General features: G+C 72.0%; 18 protein-coding genes. 6 read left to right on the top strand and 12 right to left on the bottom strand.

Annotated features, from left to right (window positions below; genetic code table 11):
* Positions 1 to 176 precede the first annotated feature (176 nt).
* Together PSU4_RS19255 and PSU4_RS19250 are read left to right on the top strand one after the other, a co-directional pair.
* A complete protein-coding gene (locus PSU4_RS19255) occupies positions 177 to 1,469 on the top strand; it encodes a M23 family metallopeptidase (RefSeq protein ID WP_147110243.1) in 1,293 nt (430 codons plus the stop codon).
* A gap of 14 nt (positions 1,470 to 1,483) precedes the next feature.
* A complete protein-coding gene (locus PSU4_RS19250) occupies positions 1,484 to 2,026 on the top strand; it encodes a DUF1707 SHOCT-like domain-containing protein (protein ID WP_147110241.1) in 543 nt (180 codons plus the stop codon).
* Here PSU4_RS19250 and PSU4_RS19245 read toward each other — a convergent pair whose 3' ends face one another.
* Together PSU4_RS19245 and PSU4_RS19240 are read right to left on the bottom strand one after the other, a co-directional pair.
* Positions 2,027 to 2,320 carry a hypothetical protein gene (locus PSU4_RS19245; protein WP_147110239.1) on the bottom strand — a complete coding sequence of 98 codons (294 nt, stop codon included), beginning with the start codon at positions 2,318 to 2,320 and terminating at the stop codon, positions 2,027 to 2,029. It abuts the gene before it with no gap.
* Between the two features lie 184 nt (positions 2,321 to 2,504).
* Positions 2,505 to 2,807 (bottom strand): hypothetical protein, encoded by a 303-nt coding sequence (locus PSU4_RS19240; protein WP_147110237.1) that lies wholly within the window; start codon positions 2,805 to 2,807, stop codon positions 2,505 to 2,507.
* 284 nt (positions 2,808 to 3,091) lie between these two features.
* On the opposite strand from PSU4_RS19240, the gene PSU4_RS19235 reads away from it, so the two are divergent.
* Positions 3,092 to 3,631, top strand: coding sequence for a DUF1707 SHOCT-like domain-containing protein (locus PSU4_RS19235; protein ID WP_147110235.1), 540 nt, complete (start codon positions 3,092 to 3,094; stop codon positions 3,629 to 3,631).
* A gap of 88 nt (positions 3,632 to 3,719) precedes the next feature.
* Here PSU4_RS19235 and PSU4_RS19230 read toward each other — a convergent pair whose 3' ends face one another.
* On the bottom strand, positions 3,720 to 4,637 hold the full coding sequence (locus tag PSU4_RS19230) for a LysR family transcriptional regulator (RefSeq protein ID WP_147110232.1): 918 nt from the start codon (positions 4,635 to 4,637) through the stop codon (positions 3,720 to 3,722).
* A 119-nt stretch (positions 4,638 to 4,756) separates the two neighbouring features.
* Between PSU4_RS19230 and PSU4_RS19225 the strand changes: the two genes are divergently transcribed.
* Complete coding sequence (locus tag PSU4_RS19225) at positions 4,757 to 5,827, top strand: tartrate dehydrogenase (protein ID WP_147110230.1); 1,071 nt, start codon at positions 4,757 to 4,759, stop codon at positions 5,825 to 5,827.
* A 9-nt stretch (positions 5,828 to 5,836) separates the two neighbouring features.
* Here PSU4_RS19225 and PSU4_RS19220 read toward each other — a convergent pair whose 3' ends face one another.
* The 5 genes from PSU4_RS19220 to PSU4_RS19195 form a co-directional block, all read right to left on the bottom strand.
* Complete coding sequence (locus tag PSU4_RS19220) at positions 5,837 to 6,658, bottom strand: YhjD/YihY/BrkB family envelope integrity protein (RefSeq protein ID WP_147110229.1); 822 nt, start codon at positions 6,656 to 6,658, stop codon at positions 5,837 to 5,839.
* On the bottom strand, positions 6,639 to 7,880 hold the full coding sequence (locus PSU4_RS19215) for an AI-2E family transporter (protein WP_147110227.1): 1,242 nt from the start codon (positions 7,878 to 7,880) through the stop codon (positions 6,639 to 6,641). The genes PSU4_RS19220 and PSU4_RS19215 overlap by 20 nt, the downstream gene beginning before the upstream one ends.
* A 216-nt stretch (positions 7,881 to 8,096) precedes the next feature.
* Positions 8,097 to 9,071, bottom strand: coding sequence for a hydroxymethylglutaryl-CoA lyase-like TIM-barrel protein (locus PSU4_RS19210; protein ID WP_186817058.1), 975 nt, complete (start codon positions 9,069 to 9,071; stop codon positions 8,097 to 8,099).
* Positions 9,068 to 10,294 (bottom strand): CaiB/BaiF CoA transferase family protein, encoded by a 1,227-nt coding sequence (locus tag PSU4_RS19205; RefSeq protein WP_147110225.1) that lies wholly within the window; start codon positions 10,292 to 10,294, stop codon positions 9,068 to 9,070. The genes PSU4_RS19210 and PSU4_RS19205 overlap by 4 nt, the downstream gene beginning before the upstream one ends.
* 367 nt (positions 10,295 to 10,661) lie before the next feature.
* Positions 10,662 to 10,958 (bottom strand): hypothetical protein, encoded by a 297-nt coding sequence (locus PSU4_RS19195; RefSeq protein WP_147110223.1) that lies wholly within the window; start codon positions 10,956 to 10,958, stop codon positions 10,662 to 10,664.
* Between the two features lie 433 nt (positions 10,959 to 11,391).
* On the opposite strand from PSU4_RS19195, the gene PSU4_RS19190 reads away from it, so the two are divergent.
* Entirely contained in the window at positions 11,392 to 12,225 is an 834-nt protein-coding gene (locus PSU4_RS19190; RefSeq protein WP_147110221.1) for a DUF1206 domain-containing protein, read from the top strand.
* A gap of 107 nt (positions 12,226 to 12,332) precedes the next feature.
* Here the strand turns inward: PSU4_RS19190 and PSU4_RS19185 are convergent, their stop codons facing one another.
* Both PSU4_RS19185 and PSU4_RS32495 read right to left on the bottom strand, forming a co-directional pair.
* Entirely contained in the window at positions 12,333 to 12,887 is a 555-nt protein-coding gene (locus tag PSU4_RS19185) for a nucleotidyl transferase AbiEii/AbiGii toxin family protein (protein WP_246115221.1), read from the bottom strand.
* Positions 12,848 to 13,084 carry a hypothetical protein gene (locus PSU4_RS32495; RefSeq protein WP_246115214.1) on the bottom strand — a complete coding sequence of 79 codons (237 nt, stop codon included), beginning with the start codon at positions 13,082 to 13,084 and terminating at the stop codon, positions 12,848 to 12,850. Before PSU4_RS32495 ends, PSU4_RS19185 begins: the two co-directional genes overlap by 40 nt.
* Before the next feature lie 14 nt (positions 13,085 to 13,098).
* On the opposite strand from PSU4_RS32495, the gene PSU4_RS33055 reads away from it, so the two are divergent.
* Positions 13,099 to 13,689, top strand: a complete 591-nt coding sequence (locus tag PSU4_RS33055; RefSeq protein WP_373866077.1) for a hypothetical protein — start codon at positions 13,099 to 13,101, stop codon at positions 13,687 to 13,689.
* Between the two features lie 419 nt (positions 13,690 to 14,108).
* Here PSU4_RS33055 and PSU4_RS19170 read toward each other — a convergent pair whose 3' ends face one another.
* Both PSU4_RS19170 and PSU4_RS19165 read right to left on the bottom strand, forming a co-directional pair.
* The gene (locus PSU4_RS19170; RefSeq protein WP_147110217.1) at positions 14,109 to 15,110 is read right to left on the bottom strand and encodes an NADPH:quinone reductase; all 1,002 of its coding nucleotides are present in this window, start codon (positions 15,108 to 15,110) and stop codon (positions 14,109 to 14,111) included.
* Positions 15,110 to 16,258 carry an oxidoreductase gene (locus tag PSU4_RS19165; RefSeq protein ID WP_186817057.1) on the bottom strand — a complete coding sequence of 383 codons (1,149 nt, stop codon included), beginning with the start codon at positions 16,256 to 16,258 and terminating at the stop codon, positions 15,110 to 15,112. The genes PSU4_RS19170 and PSU4_RS19165 overlap by 1 nt, the downstream gene beginning before the upstream one ends.
* Positions 16,259 to 16,353: the final 95 nt, after the last annotated feature.

Below are 16,353 nucleotides of genomic sequence, written 5' to 3'. Positions count from 1 at the left end.
GCGCCGTCGACCGTCGGTGTGCGTCGTGGGCTGCGGCACACACGCTCCGCACCTGACCTGCCGTCGGTCCTCGACCAGCCGGGTTGTTCGCGCCGGATCCGTTCCCGAGATCTTCCCGCGAGGTTGAACCGGCCATACGCTCGCACCGGGTCGGGGGGTCCGCTCTGGAGGCATCGATGCCGGCACGTCGTCGTCTGGCCCGCTCGCTCGCGGCACTCCTCGCCGTGCCCCTCGTCCTCGTCGCGTGCTCCGGCGCGCCCACACCGTCGCCCGCAGCGGAATCGTCGCCCGCGGCGGAATCGTCGGCGCCGCCGTCCGCCCCGCCGGTCCCGACGGGAGGCATCGATCCGTCGACGGCGTTCACCCCCGTCTCCGCGACGACGCTCACCACCCCGGCACCCGTCACCGGCACCGACGGCAAGACCCACCTGGCCTACGAGCTGCTGCTCACCAACGCCACGTCGGCGCCGCTGCGTCTCGACAAGGTCGACGTCCTCGACGCCGGCAACCAGAACGTCCTGCTCTCGATGAGCGGCGCGACGTTGGGCGCATCGAGCAACCTCGTCGGTGCAGCCGCGGAGGAGGGGGCGCCCCCACCGACGGCCGCCCCGCCCGTCCCCGGGGCGGCGACCGTCATCGTGTGGCTGGACGTCACCGTCGACGGTGCCCCGCCGGCCGCGCTCACCCACCGCGTCAACGCCACCATGACCACCCCCGCGGGCGACCGGCCACTGGAGTCGACCGTCGGGCGCGTCGAGGTCAGCACCGCGAAGGCGCCCGTCCTCGGCCCGGTCATGGCCGGCGGCCCCTGGTACGCCAGCGACGGCTGCTGCGTCGACGACTCCCATCACCGCCGCGGCCTCGCCCCCATCGACGGCAGGCTCCTCGTCCCGCAGCGCTACGCCATCGACTGGTACCTGCTCGACGACCAGCACCGCGCCTGGACCGGCGACCCGAGTAAGCCGACCAGCTTCTACGCCTACGACAAGCCCGCCCTCGCCGCCGCCGACGGGGTCGTCGTCGACGCGACCGACGGCTTCGCCGAGACCACGTCGCTGCCCGACCCGCCGCCGATCCCGCCGATCAAGGAGACCGTCGGCAACCACGTCACCGTCATGATCGCGCCCGGGGTGTATCTGCTGTACGCGCACTTCAAGACGGGCAGCGTCGCGGTCAAGACCGGGCAGACCGTCAAGCGTGGCGACGTCCTCGGCCACATCGGCAGCTCCGGCAACTCGACCGCGCCGCACCTGCACTTCCAGGTCATGACCGAGGGGACCTTCTTCCCGACCGACAGCACCCCGTTCGCCTTCGAGTGCTTCACCGTCAACGGCCAGGTCACCGAACGCATCTGGGACGACGTCCTCGCCCTCCAGCCCGACCCGGTGCTGCCCTACACGGCCTCGACCGACACCAGCCAGCGTCGCGGGCAGATGCCGTTGGACCGCAACGTCATCACGTTCTGCTGAGCTACGGTGGGCAGGTGGGGGACGAGGTTGCTGCGCGGGACCTGCGGGTGTCGCACGCCGAACGCGAACACGTCGCGCGCCTGCTGGCGGCGCACTTCGAGGCCGGCCGGCTGAGCCCCGACGAGTACGAGACCCGCAGCGGCGCCGCGGCCGTCGCCGTCACGCGGGCCGATCTCAACCGGCTCCTGCTCGACCTGCCCGGTGCCGAGGCGGTCCGGTCGCGCGAGATCCTCGAGTGGACCAGCAACCACGGCGACCTGGCACGCAACGGCGACTGGCTCGTCCCGGCGAAGATCGTGGTGCGTTCCCACTTCGGCGACGTCAAGCTCGACCTGCGCGAGGCCCGCTTCATGACGCCGGTCGTCACCCTCGACGTGGACATGTGGGTCGGCGACGTCGACCTGCGGCTCCCTCCGGGCGGCAGCGTCGACGTCGACGAGGTCCGCGTCCACGTCGGGAACGTGACGAACAAGATCACTCCGGTGCCGCACCGGGGTGATCCTCATGTCGTCGTCCTCGGGAAGCTCTACGTCGGGGACGTGAAGATCCGGAGCTGATCAGCGGTCGGCGGGGAACGTGCCGGTGAACGACGGTGCCGGCGCGAACCCGGCGTCGTCCAGCGGGCGGCGGCCCGTCCGGTGGTCGTGCATCCGGCTGTCGAGCAGGAACAGCACCGCTGCCAGCATCAGCAGACCGACCACCACCGCCATGTGAACCGTTGCGGCACAGACGATCGCGATGCCCGCGCCGATCAGCACCGCCGCCAGCCGGACGCCGGGGTGGCGACGAGCCGGCTCCGGCGGCTCGCCCTGGGTTCCGGTGGTGACGGGGGGCGTGACGGTGGCGTTCATGACGCGATCTCCTCGCTGGGTCCGGGGGTCCTTCCCGATGGCTCCAGGTTCGTCCCGATCCCGCCTCGGCACCGTCGGCCCGCCGGTGGGTGCAGGGGACGACGCCGGTGTCCGTCGATCGGAGGACAGCCCTGACATGCCTCGGGCCCGGCACGTGGCCGGGCCCGGAGAGGCGGTGCGAGTGTCAGCGGACGAGTGGAAGGTTCCCGGCCATCGGGGCCGAGGGGCGGAACTGCTCCAGCCGCAGCGGGCGACGCCCGGAGCGGTGCCCCTGCACGACGGCGCCGACGACGAGGAGCAGCGCGGCGAGCATCAGGAACGACACGGCGGCGGCGGTGTGGGCGCTCGTCCCCAGGGCGACGGCGAGTCCGGCGCCGACGAGGAGCGCGACACCGCGGGCGGCGTTCTGCCCGGCGGTGCGGGTGGGGGCGGAGCCGTTGCGGTCGATGGGGGCGAAGGGGTTGGTGGGGGTGGAGGGCGTGTCCATGGTCCGGTCTCCGATCCTGTGGCCCGGGGCTGTTTCCCCGATGCCTGAAGGTTCGTCCCGAACACGCCTGCGCACCCTCGGTCGGCCGGTGGGTGCGGGGGACCCCGCGGGTGTCCTCCGATCGACCGACGGTGCCCGAGCCTCGCGGACCGGACAGCCTGTGAGCGGCAATAGTCGCTACAGCGACTATTGCCGCTCACGAGTCCTGGCCGAGGGCATCCCCGAGGCCGGTTCAGGGTCGTTCCCGGATGTCCGGGACGACCGTCGTTCGTAGTGTTCTCCGCATGACGGACGAGATCGCTCCCCAGGACCTGCGCGTCTCCCACGAGGAGCGCGAGCACGTGACGACGCTGCTGGCGGCCCACTTCTCGGAGGGTCGGCTGACCGTCGACGAGTACGGCGAGCGGACCGGCGCCGCCGCGAACGCGGTGACCCGGGCCGACCTGAACCGGCTCCTGCTCGATCTTCCCGGCGCCGAGGGCGCGCGGGCCCGTGAGGTGCTGGAGCTGTCCAACACCGCGGGCGACCTGAAGCGGGGCGGGGAGTGGACGGTCCCGCCGAAGATCGTGGTGCGCAGCCGCTTCGGCAACGCGAACCTGGACTTCCGGTCGGCCCGCTTCACGACGCCGGTCGTCACGGTGGAAGCGGACCTCCTCGTCGGCAACGTGGAGATCCGGCTTCCCAAGGGCGCCACCGTGGATCTCGACGAGGCGAGCGTGACGGTGGGCAACGTCGTCGACAAGATCGGGCCGTCGGCGGGGCGGGGCATGCCGCACGTGATCGTGCGCGGCGGCACATGGATGGGCAACGTCCGGGTGCGCTGAGACCCGCCGAGCTCGACGCCAGACTGGTTCGATCATGGCCCGGACCAGGCTCCTGTCGAACTCGGCGAGCTCGTCGGTCGGCAGTTCGTCAGTCGGCGGTCGCGGCGCCGAGGCGTCGGTCGAGCTCGTCGGCGAGGTGGTCGAGCGCAGCGGACGCGCGGCGGGAGAGGTGCCGGCCGGCGGGATACATGGCGACGACGTCGGCGCGCGGGGTGGGGACCTCGCGCAGGACGCGGACGAGGACGCCGTCGCGCAGCAGGGGGCCGACGTGCCAGAGCGAGCGCATGAGCAGCCCGTGGCCGTCGACGCACCAGCGGGTGGCGACGTCGCCGTCGTTGGTGATCATGGTCCCGGGGACGCGGACGGTGGTCTCGGCGTCGTCGTCGCCGAAGCGCCACACGGTGTGGTCGGTGTCGATCTCGCGGATGACGATGCACTGGTGGTCGGCGATGTCGCCGAGTCCGTGCGGGGCGGCCCGCGAGGCGAGGTAGCCCGGCGAGGCGCAGACGACGCGGCGGTTGGGCAGCAACGTCCGGGAGAGCAGGGACGTGTCGTCGCGGCGGCCGACGCGGACGGCGAAGTCGAACGGGCTGCCCGCGACGTGCAGCGGCAGGTGGGAGAGTTCGAGCTCGACGGAGACGCCCGGGTTGGCGGCGGCGAAGGCGCCGAGGGCGGGTGCGACGTGGGAGCGGCCGAGGCCCATGGTGGCGTGGACGGCGACGCGTCCGCGGAGGGCTCCGCGGCGGCGGCCGACGTCCTCTTCGAGGTCGCTGATCAGGGGGAGCAGTCGCCTGGCGCCAACTGCGTAGCGCTCGCCCTCGTCGGTGAGGCTGAGCCGGCGGGTGCTGCGCCGGACGAGCTGGGCGCCGAGGCGGCGTTCCAGTGACGCGAGGCGTTTGCTGACGGCCGATGTGGACACTCCCCAGCGGCGGGCGGCCTCGGTGAGGGTGTCGGCGGTGGCGATGCCGTCGAAGAACTCGAGATCGTCGAGGTCGGAGAGGTCCACCTCGGCAGGCCTTTCTTTCGGGCGACGCAAAGGTCTTGGCGCGAATCGCGTCTGGAACCGGGGTTTTGTGCCGCCTACGCTACAGGCGGCAGGGTCGGCGATCCAGGAAGGGAACGTTCGTGACGAATCACCGCATCGCTGTGATCCCGGGTGACGGCATCGGCAAGGAGGTCGTGCCCGAGGGCGTGCGGGTCCTGCGGGCCGCGGCCGCGAAGTTCGGCTTCGACGTCGAGCTCGCCGACTTCGACTTCGCGTCCGCCGACTACTACTCCCAGCACGGCGCGATGCTGCCCGACGACTGGTTCGAGACTCTGCGCGGTTTCGACGCGATCTTCTTCGGCGCCGTCGGCTGGCCGGAGGTCGTGCCGGACCACATCTCGTTGTGGGGCAGCCTGTTGCAGTTCCGGCGCCGGTTCGACCAGTACGTCAACCTGCGTCCGGTCAAGCTGCTCGACGGCGTGCGCAGCCCGCTGGCCGACCGCGAGCCCGGCGACGTCGACTTCCTCGTCGTCCGCGAGAACACCGAGGGCGAGTACTCCAGCGTCGGCGGCAAGATGTTCGAGGGCACCGACCGCGAGACGGTGCTGCAGGAGACCGTCATGACGCGCGTCGGCGTCGACCGGATCCTGAAGTACGCCTTCGATCTGGCGCAGGCCCGCCCGGCCCGGCACCTCACGTCGGCGACGAAGAGCAACGGCATCTCGATCACCATGCCGTACTGGGACGAGCGCGTCGTCGAGGCCGCTGCCCGCTACCCGGACGTGCGCGTGGACAAGTACCACATCGACATCCTGACGGCGCAGTTCGTGATGAACCCCGACCGTTTCGACGTCGTCGTGGCCAGCAACCTGTTCGGCGACATCCTGTCCGACCTCGGCCCGGCCTGTACCGGCACGATCGGCATCGCGCCCAGCGGCAACATCAACCCGGAGCGCACCTACCCGAGCCTGTTCGAGCCCGTGCACGGCTCGGCGCCCGACATCGCGGGCAAGGGCATCGCCAACCCCGTCGGTCAGATCTGGTGCGTGTCGATGATGCTCGAGCACCTCGGTGAGACCGAGGCCGCGGCCGCGGTGATGCGCGCGATCGAGACGGTCCTGGGCCGCGGCGGCGCCATCCTCACCCCCGACATGGGCGGCACCGGGACGACCTCGGCGCTGGGCGCAGCGGTGGCCGCAGAGCTCGCCTGATCCGCCACGTCATGGCTGGTCCTCGGGTTCGTCGGCGGTGCGGGACGTGTGCGCCAGCTCCGCGCCCAGCACCGCCGACGCGACGAGCAGCACCCCGAGGACGACCAGCCAGGACAGCAGCACGGTGGCGACGCCGAGCAGCCCGAGCCGCTCGGCCGCCCGGGACGCGGCGACCGGCACGATGAACCCGGACGCCGTCACCAGCAGCGCCTGGCCGATCCCGGTGACGATCGCGCCCGGCAGCAGGGCCCGCCAGGCCACCCGGCCCCGCAGCAGCAGGAACTGGATGGGCCACCACAGGATCAGCGCGGTCGTGGCGTAGACCACCAGCGACACGAGGGGGCTACCGACCAGCCAGCCCAGCAGTGGCGCGAGCAGCACCAGTACCGCGAGCTCGAACACGAGCGCGGCCGACGCGGTCAGGCTGCGCCCGTAGCCGCGGATGCCGGTCGGGGGCAGGTCCCACGCGGCGGTGTAGGCCCGTTGCAAGGAGCGCACGAACCCGAGCACCGAGATCACGAGCAGCGCGCAGCCCAGCACCGTCAGGGAGTGGTCGACGGAGTTGCGGTCGACGAGGTCGCCGACGGTGCCGGCGGCCGAGCGGGAGAAGCCCAGGCTGTTCGCCAGCTCCGTCAGTCCGCCCGACCCGCCGAGCCCCTCGGACAGCACCAGCACCGCAGGGACGAGCGCCACGAACGCCTGCGACGCGAGCGCGAGCGCCCGGTCGTAGCCGTCGACGGCGATCATGCGGCGCCACACCCGCGCCACCAGCCGGTCGCCCACGAGCGCGCTGATCCGCTCGACGATCCGGTCAACCGGGTGCGACGTCATCCCGGGGTCCCTCGGCGGTCGGCGGCGCTGTGTCGAGCGCGGTGGCCGGCGGCGCTGTGTCGAGCGCGGTGGCCGGCGGCGCTGTGTCGAGCGCAGTGGCCGGCGCGGCGTCGGGCGCGGTGCCGACGGCAGCGGGCGTCGGCGTCCTCGGGGCGCTGCCGCCGGCGAGCAGCCCCGACATCCACCGCGTCCCCGGGTCCGCGTCGACCAGCAACGCCTTGGCCAGCAACGTCAACGGGACCGCGAGGACCGCGCCGATGGGTCCGATGACGAACGACCAGAACACCACGGACAGGAACGTCAACGTCAGCGACAGGTTCACCGAGTTGCTGATGTACTTCGGCTGGATCACCGAGGCGAAGATGAAGTTGAGGACGCAGTAGCCGATGATCACGAAGATCATCAGCTTGGGTCCGCCGGTCAGCAGCCCGAGCAGCGCCGGCGGGACGAGCCCGATGATGAAGCCGATGTTCGGGATGTAGTTGGTGACGAACGCGAGCAGCGCCCACAGCACGGGCAGCGGGACGTCCAGGATCACGAGCAGGATCCCGTCGAGGACGGCGATGATCACGCCGAACACCGTCGACACCACGAGGTAGGAGCGGGTCCCGCGCACGAACCCGCCGATGGCCAGCGCCATGTCCGACCGCGACTCCCCGGCCTCCTCCATGCGCCGGGAGAACGTCGCCGCGTCGATCCCCATGAACACGACGACGAACACGATGAACACCAGGTCGGTGAGGACGCCGACGAGACCCGTCAGCAGCTCCGTGACCAGCCCGGCGAGCCGGCCGAAGTCGAACTGCGACAACACCGACTGGAGCTGCTCCTGGCCGACGCCGAGCGTGCCGAGCCAGCGGCGTGTGTCGGTCAGCAAGGCGGCGAACTGGCCCTGGTAGGTCGGCAGGACGGTGGCGAGCTGGGCCACCGCGAGGGCCAACGACAACGCCAGGCCGACGATGATCGCGAATGCCACGATCATCGTGATCAGGACCGCGAGCCATTGCGGCACACCACGTCTGCGGAGCGCACCGGTGATGGGGTGCACCCCGATCACGAGCACCAGGGCGAGGAGCACCGGCGCGACGACGCCCGACAGCTCCTTGAGCGCCAGCACCGAGACGAGCAGGCCGGTCGTCCCCAGGACGACGACGAGCCCCCGGGGCAGAACAGTCAGTGCGGCGACCCGAGGAGGGGCGTCGGGTGATCCGGTGTCCGCCATCGTGTCCCCTCGGTGGGCCGTACCGGGCCGGCGGCGCCTGCCCCGGATGATCACCGGCAGCGTGGCACCGACCGCCCCCGATGTCACGCGTCACGCACCTGTGAGCGGCAATAGTCCGCTGTAGCGACTATTGCCGCTCACGACCCTGCGGGGCCGTGGCGGCGCAGGGAGGAACCGGCCGCCCGGCCGCCGGACCTGCTCGGTCAGGGGCGGTCGTCAGCAGGCTCCCGCGCCCGCCAGTGCGACGGCCCTCGGGTCGCCGCCGGCGGCACGGTGGGCCGCCGTCCACGGGAACGCGTCGGCCTTCGAGCGGATGCCCTGCACCGTCCGGGAGCGGTTGGGCTCGTCGAGCTCGGCGAGCAGGTCGGTCGACAGCGCCGCCAGTGCCACCAGCCCGGCGGGGTCGAGCCACGACGGGCGTAGCGCGAACAGCAGGTCCTCGGTCGAGGTGTTGCCGCTCGCCCCCGGGGCGAAGGGACAGCCACCGAGGCCGCCGAGTGCGCCGTCGACGACCTGGGCCCCGGCCGCGACCGCGGCGAGGGTGTTGGCGACGCCCTGCCCCCACGTGTCGTGGCCGTGGAACACGATCCGCCGGCCGGGGGCCTCCCGGGCGACGCGGCCGACCAGCGACGACACCTCGGCGGGCGCGGCCTGGCCGAGGGTGTCGCACAGGACGACGTCGGCGGCGCCGTCGGTGCGCGGGTCCCCGACGATCGCCAGCACGCGGTCGGGGTCGACGGGGCCGTCGAACGGGCAGGTGAACGCCGTCGCGAGGCAGAGCTGGATGCGCCCGCCCGCGGCGAGAGCCGTCTCGACGGCCTCGGGCATCGCGGCGAGGCTGGCGTCGGTGTCGCGGCCGATGTTGGCGCGGTTGTGGGCGTCGGACACCGACAGGCAGTACTGCACGTTGAGGGCCCCGGCGTCGACGGCGCGGGCGACGTGGCGCGGCGTGGCCACCCAGATCCAGCAGCGCTCCAGCTCCTCGGGCGTCAGCGCGGCGACGACCTCGAGGGTGTTGGCCAGCGGCGGCACCAGGTCGGGCCGGGCGAGCGACCCGATCTCCAGGCTGGGCACGCCGAGGGCGAGCAGCTCGCGCACGATCTCGACCTTGCGTTCGGTCGGCAGCGTCTTGCCGGTGAGCTGCAGACCGTCGCGCAGGGTCACGTCGCGCAGGATCACGTCGCTGGTCATCGGGCACCTTCCGGCTGGTCGACGGGGGTCAAGCCGATCTCGGCGAGCACCTCGGCGGTGTGTTCGCCGAGGTCGGGCCCGGGGTGGCGCACCGGCAGCGACCGGTCGCCGATGACCGGCACGATGCCCGGGAAACCGACGCGGCGCGGGGTGCCCTCGCCGGTGTCGACGTCGAAGTACTGGATCATGTTGCGCGCCTTGAACTGCGGGTCGTCGACAATGTCGCCGGCCGTGTAGATCGGGCCCGCGGGGACGCCGGCCTCCTCCAGGGCGACGAGCACGTCGGCGCGGGGGAGGGTGGCCGTCCACGCGCCGATCGCGTCGTCGAGCTCGTCGCGACGGGCCCAGCGCTCGGCGTTGGTCTGCAACGACGGGTCCTCCCCGAGGTCGGCGCGTCCGGCCGCGGCCATCAGTCGTCGGTAGATCCCGTCGCCGTTGCCCGCGATGACCACCGACGACCCGTCGGCACACGGGTAGGCGTTGGAGGGGGCGATGCCCTCCATCCGCCCGCCCACCCGCTGCCGGTCGACGCCGTAGGCCAGGTGGTCGGGGACGAGCGACTCCATCACCGACAGGACGGCCTCGTTGAGTGCGACGTCGATCGTGCGCTGCACCAGCGTCGGCCGGTCGCCACCGCGGGCCTTCTCGCGCTGGAACAGCGCCATGACGATGCCGAACCCGGCGTAGAGCCCGGCGATGGAGTCGCCGATCGAGACGCCGGTGCGTGACGGCGGCCGGTCGGGCTCACCGACGAGGTCGCGCAGCCCGCCCATCGCTTCGGCCACGGCCGCGAAGCCCGGCCGCTCCGAGAGCGGTCCGGTCTGCCCGAACGCCGAGACGCGCGACAGGATCAGGTCGGGGTTGACGGCGTCGAGCTCGGCCGGGCCGAGGCCCCACTTCTCCAACGTGCCCGGCCGGAAGTTCTCCAGCACCGCGTCGCAGGTCGCGACGAGCCGCAGCACCGCGTCGCGACCCTCAGGGCTGCGCAGGTCCAGCACGACGGACTTCTTGCCGCGGTTGATCGTCCGGTAGAGCATCGAGGTGTCGCCCGCGTAGAGGCGCCAGTTGCGCACCTCGTCGCCGGTCCGTGGGCGCTCGACCTTGATCACTTCCGCGCCGAAGTCCGCGAGCAGTCGCCCGGCCGTGGGTGCGGCGATGTAGTTCCCCAGTTCCAGCACCCGAACCCCCGCGAGCGGCAGGGCACGGCCTTCGGCGACGGACATGGATCTCCTTCGGTGGTGCGGGCGTCGCTCGCCTCGGACGACGAGCGGCAACCGATGATCAGTGCCGATCGGGCACGTCCTCAGTGTGCCCTTCGGCAGCTGTCCCATCAGCGACCGCAGCCGTCGTATCGTGAGGTGGTCGCTCACATTGTGGGTCGACGTGGCGGCTCTGACAACATGGGATGGTGGTCGCGAGGCTCCTCGTACCTCGACGCGGCGCCGATGCCGGCGCTCCGCTGCCGACTCGTCGACGAGGTCGCGATGGACGTCGCACTCGTCGTCACGGGGGAGGGGTGCGGCACTTCGGCTCACATGCCGGGACCGTCCTGCTGCTCGACGACCCCGGCCAGGTCGCCCAGGGTCCGCACTACACCGTCGCCAGGTGACGCACCTTCTTGCGCAGTCTCCTGCTCCGGCGGGTGACGTCGGAGGCGGCGTCGCCGATCTCCTTCACCCTGAACCCCTTGCGCAGTCCGCGCCGCACGTCGGCCTTCCGGGGGAGCAGCAGCGTCACCGCGTACTTCCACAGTTTCACGGCGAGGAACCCCAGCGGGACGCCGAGCGGGAGCAGGACGAGCGTCACGCACAACACCAGCGCGACGACCAGTAGCAACGTGCCCAGCACCATCAGCAGGACGGCGCTCACGGCCCGCAGTGCTCTCATCGGCAGTCATCTCCTGGGGCGGCTCGGTGCTACCCGCCCGGAACGGGACGCAAACCACCACCCGCACCGGGTCGGGGACGCCGGGCGCCGAACGTGTCGTCGGCGCGCGGGAGCGGCTCTGGTGACACGTCGCGCGGGGCAGCCACCGGCGAACGTGTCGTGAGCGTTGTCGGGACGCCCTCACGACACGTTCGGCGGCCCTGGTTGGCGCGGCCACCAGCGGTCGGGAACCATCAGCGGCCAAGACCGGGTGCCGTGCTGGGGCGCAACCACACGGTCGCGAACGGGCCGCGGGACGACGGTGAGGTTGCGCGCGGGAAGGTGCCCCGCGGCGTCCGGCCAGGTCCGGTCGGCGTAGTGGTCGACCGGCGGGACCGCCGAACCATGCACCGCCGACCTCTCCTCGGATCGCGTCGTGTGACAACGTGCGAGGGTGTTCACGCCCCTGCGGCGCCTGCGGCGGTCCGTGCGCGGTGGCCGGTCCGACGCACCGGGACCGGCGATCGACGCGCTGGGGCGGATCGGCCTCGTCTCGTACGGGATCGTCCACGTCGTCGTCGCCTGGCTCGCCGTGAAGATCGCGCTGGGATCTCCCGGAGCGCAGGCCGACGCGCAAGGAGCGGTCGCCGAGATCGCCGGCAGCGGGGCCGGAGCGGTCGGACTCGTCGTCATCGCTGTCGGACTGGTGGCGTTCGCCGTCTGGCAGCTGGCAGCGGCGTCGCTGGGATTCCGCTGGGTGTCCGGCGGCGAGCGGCGGCGGAAGCGGGTGGGGGCGGTCGCGAAAGCGATCGCGATGCTGGGGCTCGCGGGCGTCACGACGGCGTTCCTGGTCTCGGGCAGGCGGTCCGGGGACCGCGGCATGCGCGACGTCGTCGCCGACCTGCTGCGGCTGCCCGCAGGGCGGCTCCTCGTGCTGCTCGGCGGCGTCGCGATCGTCGTCGTGGCGATCACCATGACGTACACCGGGGTCCGTCGGACGTTCATGGGAGACCTGGACCTGCGGCGCGTCCCACGCGCGCTGCGCCTGCCGCTCGAAGTGGTCGGCGCGGTCGGGCACCTCGCGCGGGCCCTGGCGCTCGCGGTCGTGGGCGTCCTCGTCGGGACCGCGGCAGTCCTGTCCGACGCGGACCGGGCCGGCGGGCTCGACGCCGCCCTGCGAACCCTGGCGGAGACGCCGTTGGGGCCGGTCCTCCTGGTCGTCGTGGCGCTGGGGTTCGGCGCCTTCGGCCTCTACTGCGCCGCCGACGCCGCGTTACGACGCGCCTGAGCACGACGCGCCTCAGCATCGTCGGTCCTGGTCGGTGACCGCCCCCAGCAGGATTGTCAGGCGCTCTGATCGACACCGCTCACACCAGGACTGGTTCCACAGCGCCCTCAGACGGTCACGCGGCGCCAGGCGGTGGCAACTGCGTCTGCTGCCTCTCCGGCGCTGATCGTCAGCCTGACTTGGCCACCGAGATCGCGTTCCCAGTGGCGCTGTTCGGGTGCCGTTTCGTAATCGTCTGGGTCTGGCGCTCGGTTGGTCGGACCGAGGCGAGCGTAGAGACGAGCCGCCTCGACGTCGAGGTGGCCACGCGCTGCGAGCGCCCACAGGTCCCAGAGATCGCGGGAGGCGCGTCGGTCACGCCAGGCGCTCGCCTTCGCTGCGGCGAACCCAGCAGCGGTCGGGACGGAGAGTCGGGCCGGCGGCGCGTCGGAGTAGCGCTGAACGAGATCGACCCGCTCGGTCGGCCATCGCGGGTAGCCGGTGGCGCTCAGGAGCTGGATGCGGACGATGGCACCGTCGGGGCTGTGCGCGGTCGCGGGCTCCTGTTCGCGAACGGCCGTCGGCGCCGGATTCCATGTCAAACCCGGGAATTCCTTCCGTAGCGCGCGTGGGACGAGATCGGTCAGGCGTGCGGCGGCCTCGGAGCGGTTGCGTGTAGCCAGTAGATCGATGTCCTCGGACAGGCGGCCATCTGGAACAAGGCTGCGAGCAAGTGCGGTCCCCCGAAGAAGACCACGTCGTCGGGCAGCTGTTCGCTGATGGCGGCGAGCATGTGCGAGATGAGGTGGTCGCGCGCTACCTGGCTCTCGGCGACCCCGAATGTAGAGGCGACATCTTGCAGCTCGGCTGGGTCGAGCATCGTCAGACCTGTCCGTGACCAGACAGCTCGTGATCGAGTGCGCTGCGCCGGCGCTGTTGAGTTGCGAGATCGCGGAGGAGGATCATGTCCGCTCGGGGCAACAGAGCACCGATGGCTTCGTGCGTGGCGTCGGGGACGTCGCCGAGCTCGGGTCTGGCGATGAGATCGAGGAGGGTCTGCTCGAGGCTTGTGACCCAGCCTTGTCCGAGTTCGGTTCGATGACGCTGAACGTCGAGTCGAGTGACGTCACGGCGGACGAAGAGGATCGTCGCGTTGCGATCGGTGAGCTGAAGGGTGCGGCGGTGGCGCTGCACAGCAACGACCGCGACATTGAGCGCGCGGGGAACGGCTCCGTGTACGCGGGCAGCGCTGATGCCCATCAGAGCACTGTCAGCGGCGTGGCCCCCGGCTCCTGCGACGCCGAGCGCGACGTCTTCCAGCATGGGAAGCCAATCGCGCCCCACGCGGTCGTCGGGCACCGCTGCGAAGAGGCCGGGAGCGAGCCGGTGAAGTGCCCCGGCGTGCTCGAGGCGTGCGAACTGTGCGCGAGGGTGTTTGTAGACATCCTCAGCGTCGACGGGCCGGAGAACGCGACCTTGCCGTAGTTTCTCGGGCGGCACTCGGGGAGCGACGCGAGCCATCACTGTCACCTCCGTACCTTTGAAGAGTACGTTCGTGCCAGTCTTGCAGACAAGGCTGCTGATGTCTGCCCCAGTCGGCCGACAGGCTGTCCGGAGGTACGGTCTGTCTGCTCAGTTGACGCTCTGAGGGTCGGACATCCGCCGTTCGCCCTCGACGATGAGTGGACCCGTCACGACTGCGTCATCATCGGAGCCGGCTTCGCCGGTGTCCGCGCGCTGATCGAAGCGCGCGGGCGGGGAATGAACGCGCGGCTGATCGAGACGGGGACCGATGTCGGCGGGACCTGGTACTTGAACCGCTGGCGGGCGCCCGGACGGACTGGACGCCGGCACCCGACCGACCGCGGCGCGCGGGACCGTACAGCACAGGAGCAGGTCCAGGATCACCCTCGCATCCCCGGCTCGACGATCACGTTGCCCTCCGGCCGGTTCTCCGCGGCTTCGTGGGCGGCCGCGATGTCGTCGAGCCCGAAGACCGCGGCGATCGACGGGACGAGGGTGCCGGCCGCGAGTGCGGTGCCGATGTGCCCGACGGCGCGAGCGCGCTGGTCCGCCGGCATGGTGAAGACCTGGATCGTGCGGAGTGTGGCGCCCTTGAGCTGGAGCGCGAAGTAGGGGACGACAGGTTCGGGGTTCGAGGTCGAGGAGTAGCTCGCAATCGTTCCGTAGGGAGCGAGGACTTCGGTGTCAGTGTGGACGTTGGCGGCGAAGTCGACCTCGACGACGCGGTCCACCCCGCCGGGTGCGTGGTCCCGTACCGCGGTGCGGACGTCGGTCGTCCGGTAGTCGATGACGTGGTGCGCTCCGGCCGCGCGGGCGCGCTCTGCCTTCGACGGCGAACTGACGGTGGCCAGCACCGTCGCACCCGCCTGCACCGCCAGTTGGACCGCCACTTCGCCGACCGACCCGGCCCCGCCCTGGACCAGGATGGTGGCGCCGTCGACGGGGCCGTCGCCGAGGACCGCGGCGTAGGCGGTGAAGGCGGGCACGCCGAGGCAGGCCCCGACGTCGAAGCCGACGGTGTCGGGGAGCGCGGCGAGGTGGTCGACGGGTATGGCCACGAGCTCGGCGGCGGTGCCGCTCTCGCCGGGTTCGGAAACCCCGTACCCGTGGCGGTTCACCGCGTTCCAGAGCCAGACACGCCGACCGATCCAGTCTCGCTCGACGCCGTCGCCCGTCGCCACCACGGTGCCGGCGCCGTCGCTGTGCGGCACGCATCGGCGCGTGGGCGCCACCGAGCTGCGCCGCTTGTGGTCCGACGGGTTCACCCCCGACGCCGCGACCCGGACCAGGGCCTCACCCGCACCGGGCGCCGGGTCCGGCAGCTCGCCGACCACCAGCACGTCGCGCGCGGGGCCGGGACGGTCGTACCACGCCGCGCGCATCAGTCGACCGCCGCGACATCGAGGTCGCCCATCGTCGATGGTGCGAGCTGCGGGAAGCTCTCGTCGCGTTTGCGCAGCCAGTGGGCCGTGCGCGGGGGAGCGGCCGCGTAGGGGTCGGTGACGCCGAGCTTGCGGGCCGCGTCGAGCGGCCAGTTCGGGTTGTGCAGCAGCTCCCGCCCGAGCGCGACGAGGTCGGCGTGGCCGCGGGCGACCACCTCCTCCGCCTGCCGCGCGTGCACGATCATCCCGACGGCCATCGTGGGCGATCCGGTCCGCGCGCGAACCTGCTGGGCGTAGGGCACCTGGTAGCCGTAGCCGACGGCGGGGGCCTCGGGAGCGGGTCGCCCGGTGAGTCCGCCGCTGGTGCAGTCGATGACGTCGACGGCGTGGCGGCGTAGCTCGTGCACGAGCTCGACGGTCCGGTCCATTCCCCACCCGACGTCCACGCAGGAGAGCCGGACGAACAGGGCCTTGTCGCTCGGCCACTCGGCCCGGATCGCGTCGACGACCTCGATCAGCAGGCGGGCGCGGTTGTGGGCGGAACCGCCGTAGGCGTCGGTGCGCCGGTTGGTGAGCGGGGACAGGAAGGTGTGGAGGAGGTAGCCGTGGGCGGCCTGCACGTCGATGACGTCGTAGCCGGCGTCCCGGGCCCGTCGCGCGGCCTGCGCCCAGCTGCGCACCGTCTCGTCGATGTCGCGCACCGACATCACCTCGGGCATCGCCGCGCCCGGGATCGGGACGGGGATGGCGCTGGGGGCCAGTACCGGCCAGTCCGCCGGGTCGGGGGCGGGTTGGTCCGCGGGGGTCCAGGGCGGGTTTCGCCGGCCCTTGCGGCCCGCGTGGATGAGCTGGATCCCGGGGACGGAGCCGCCGGCCCGGATGACGTCGACGAGTCGCGCGTGTGCGGGGACCAGGTCGTCCTGCCAGAGGCCCAGGTCGCCGACCGTGCCGCGGCCGCGCCGGTCGACGGTGGTCCCCTCCACGATCGTCAGTCCCGGGCCGCCCTCGGCGAGGCGGCCGAGGTGCACCGTGTGGGTGGCGGTCGGCGCTCCGTCGATCCCGGCGTACTGCCACATCGGCGACACGACCACCCGGTTCCGCAGGGTCACACCGCGGATCTCGAAGGGGCTGAACAGTTGTGGGGTCACGGATGCTCCCGGCTGGGTCATGGTGGTCGTGTCGCCGCTGTCGGACCGTCGCCGGCGTGAACGCGGAGCCCGTGAACAGAGAGCCCGTGGACAGA

Origin of the sequence: Pseudonocardia sulfidoxydans NBRC 16205, from assembly GCF_007989085.1 — a bacterium.
GTDB classification, from domain to species: domain Bacteria; phylum Actinomycetota; class Actinomycetes; order Mycobacteriales; family Pseudonocardiaceae; genus Pseudonocardia; species Pseudonocardia sulfidoxydans.
Note: the sequence above shows the minus strand (reverse complement) of the source record. Positions and strands in the feature narration are given on the sequence as shown.

Coding starts and splice junctions, on each gene's coding strand:
- PSU4_RS19170 (WP_147110217.1), bottom strand. CDS start 15,110: ATGCGCGCGGCGTGGTACGACCGTCCCGGCCCCGCGCGCGACGTGCTG.
- PSU4_RS19210 (WP_186817058.1), bottom strand. CDS start 9,071: ATGACCAGCGACGTGATCCTGCGCGACGTGACCCTGCGCGACGGTCTG.
- PSU4_RS19235 (WP_147110235.1), top strand. CDS start 3,092: ATGACGGACGAGATCGCTCCCCAGGACCTGCGCGTCTCCCACGAGGAG.
- PSU4_RS19195 (WP_147110223.1), bottom strand. CDS start 10,958: ATGAGAGCACTGCGGGCCGTGAGCGCCGTCCTGCTGATGGTGCTGGGC.
- PSU4_RS19240 (WP_147110237.1), bottom strand. CDS start 2,807: ATGGACACGCCCTCCACCCCCACCAACCCCTTCGCCCCCATCGACCGC.
- PSU4_RS32495 (WP_246115214.1), bottom strand. CDS start 13,084: ATGCTCGACCCAGCCGAGCTGCAAGATGTCGCCTCTACATTCGGGGTC.
- PSU4_RS19215 (WP_147110227.1), bottom strand. CDS start 7,880: ATGGCGGACACCGGATCACCCGACGCCCCTCCTCGGGTCGCCGCACTG.
- PSU4_RS19220 (WP_147110229.1), bottom strand. CDS start 6,658: ATGACGTCGCACCCGGTTGACCGGATCGTCGAGCGGATCAGCGCGCTC.
- PSU4_RS19255 (WP_147110243.1), top strand. CDS start 177: ATGCCGGCACGTCGTCGTCTGGCCCGCTCGCTCGCGGCACTCCTCGCC.
- PSU4_RS19245 (WP_147110239.1), bottom strand. CDS start 2,320: ATGAACGCCACCGTCACGCCCCCCGTCACCACCGGAACCCAGGGCGAG.
- PSU4_RS19205 (WP_147110225.1), bottom strand. CDS start 10,294: ATGTCCGTCGCCGAAGGCCGTGCCCTGCCGCTCGCGGGGGTTCGGGTG.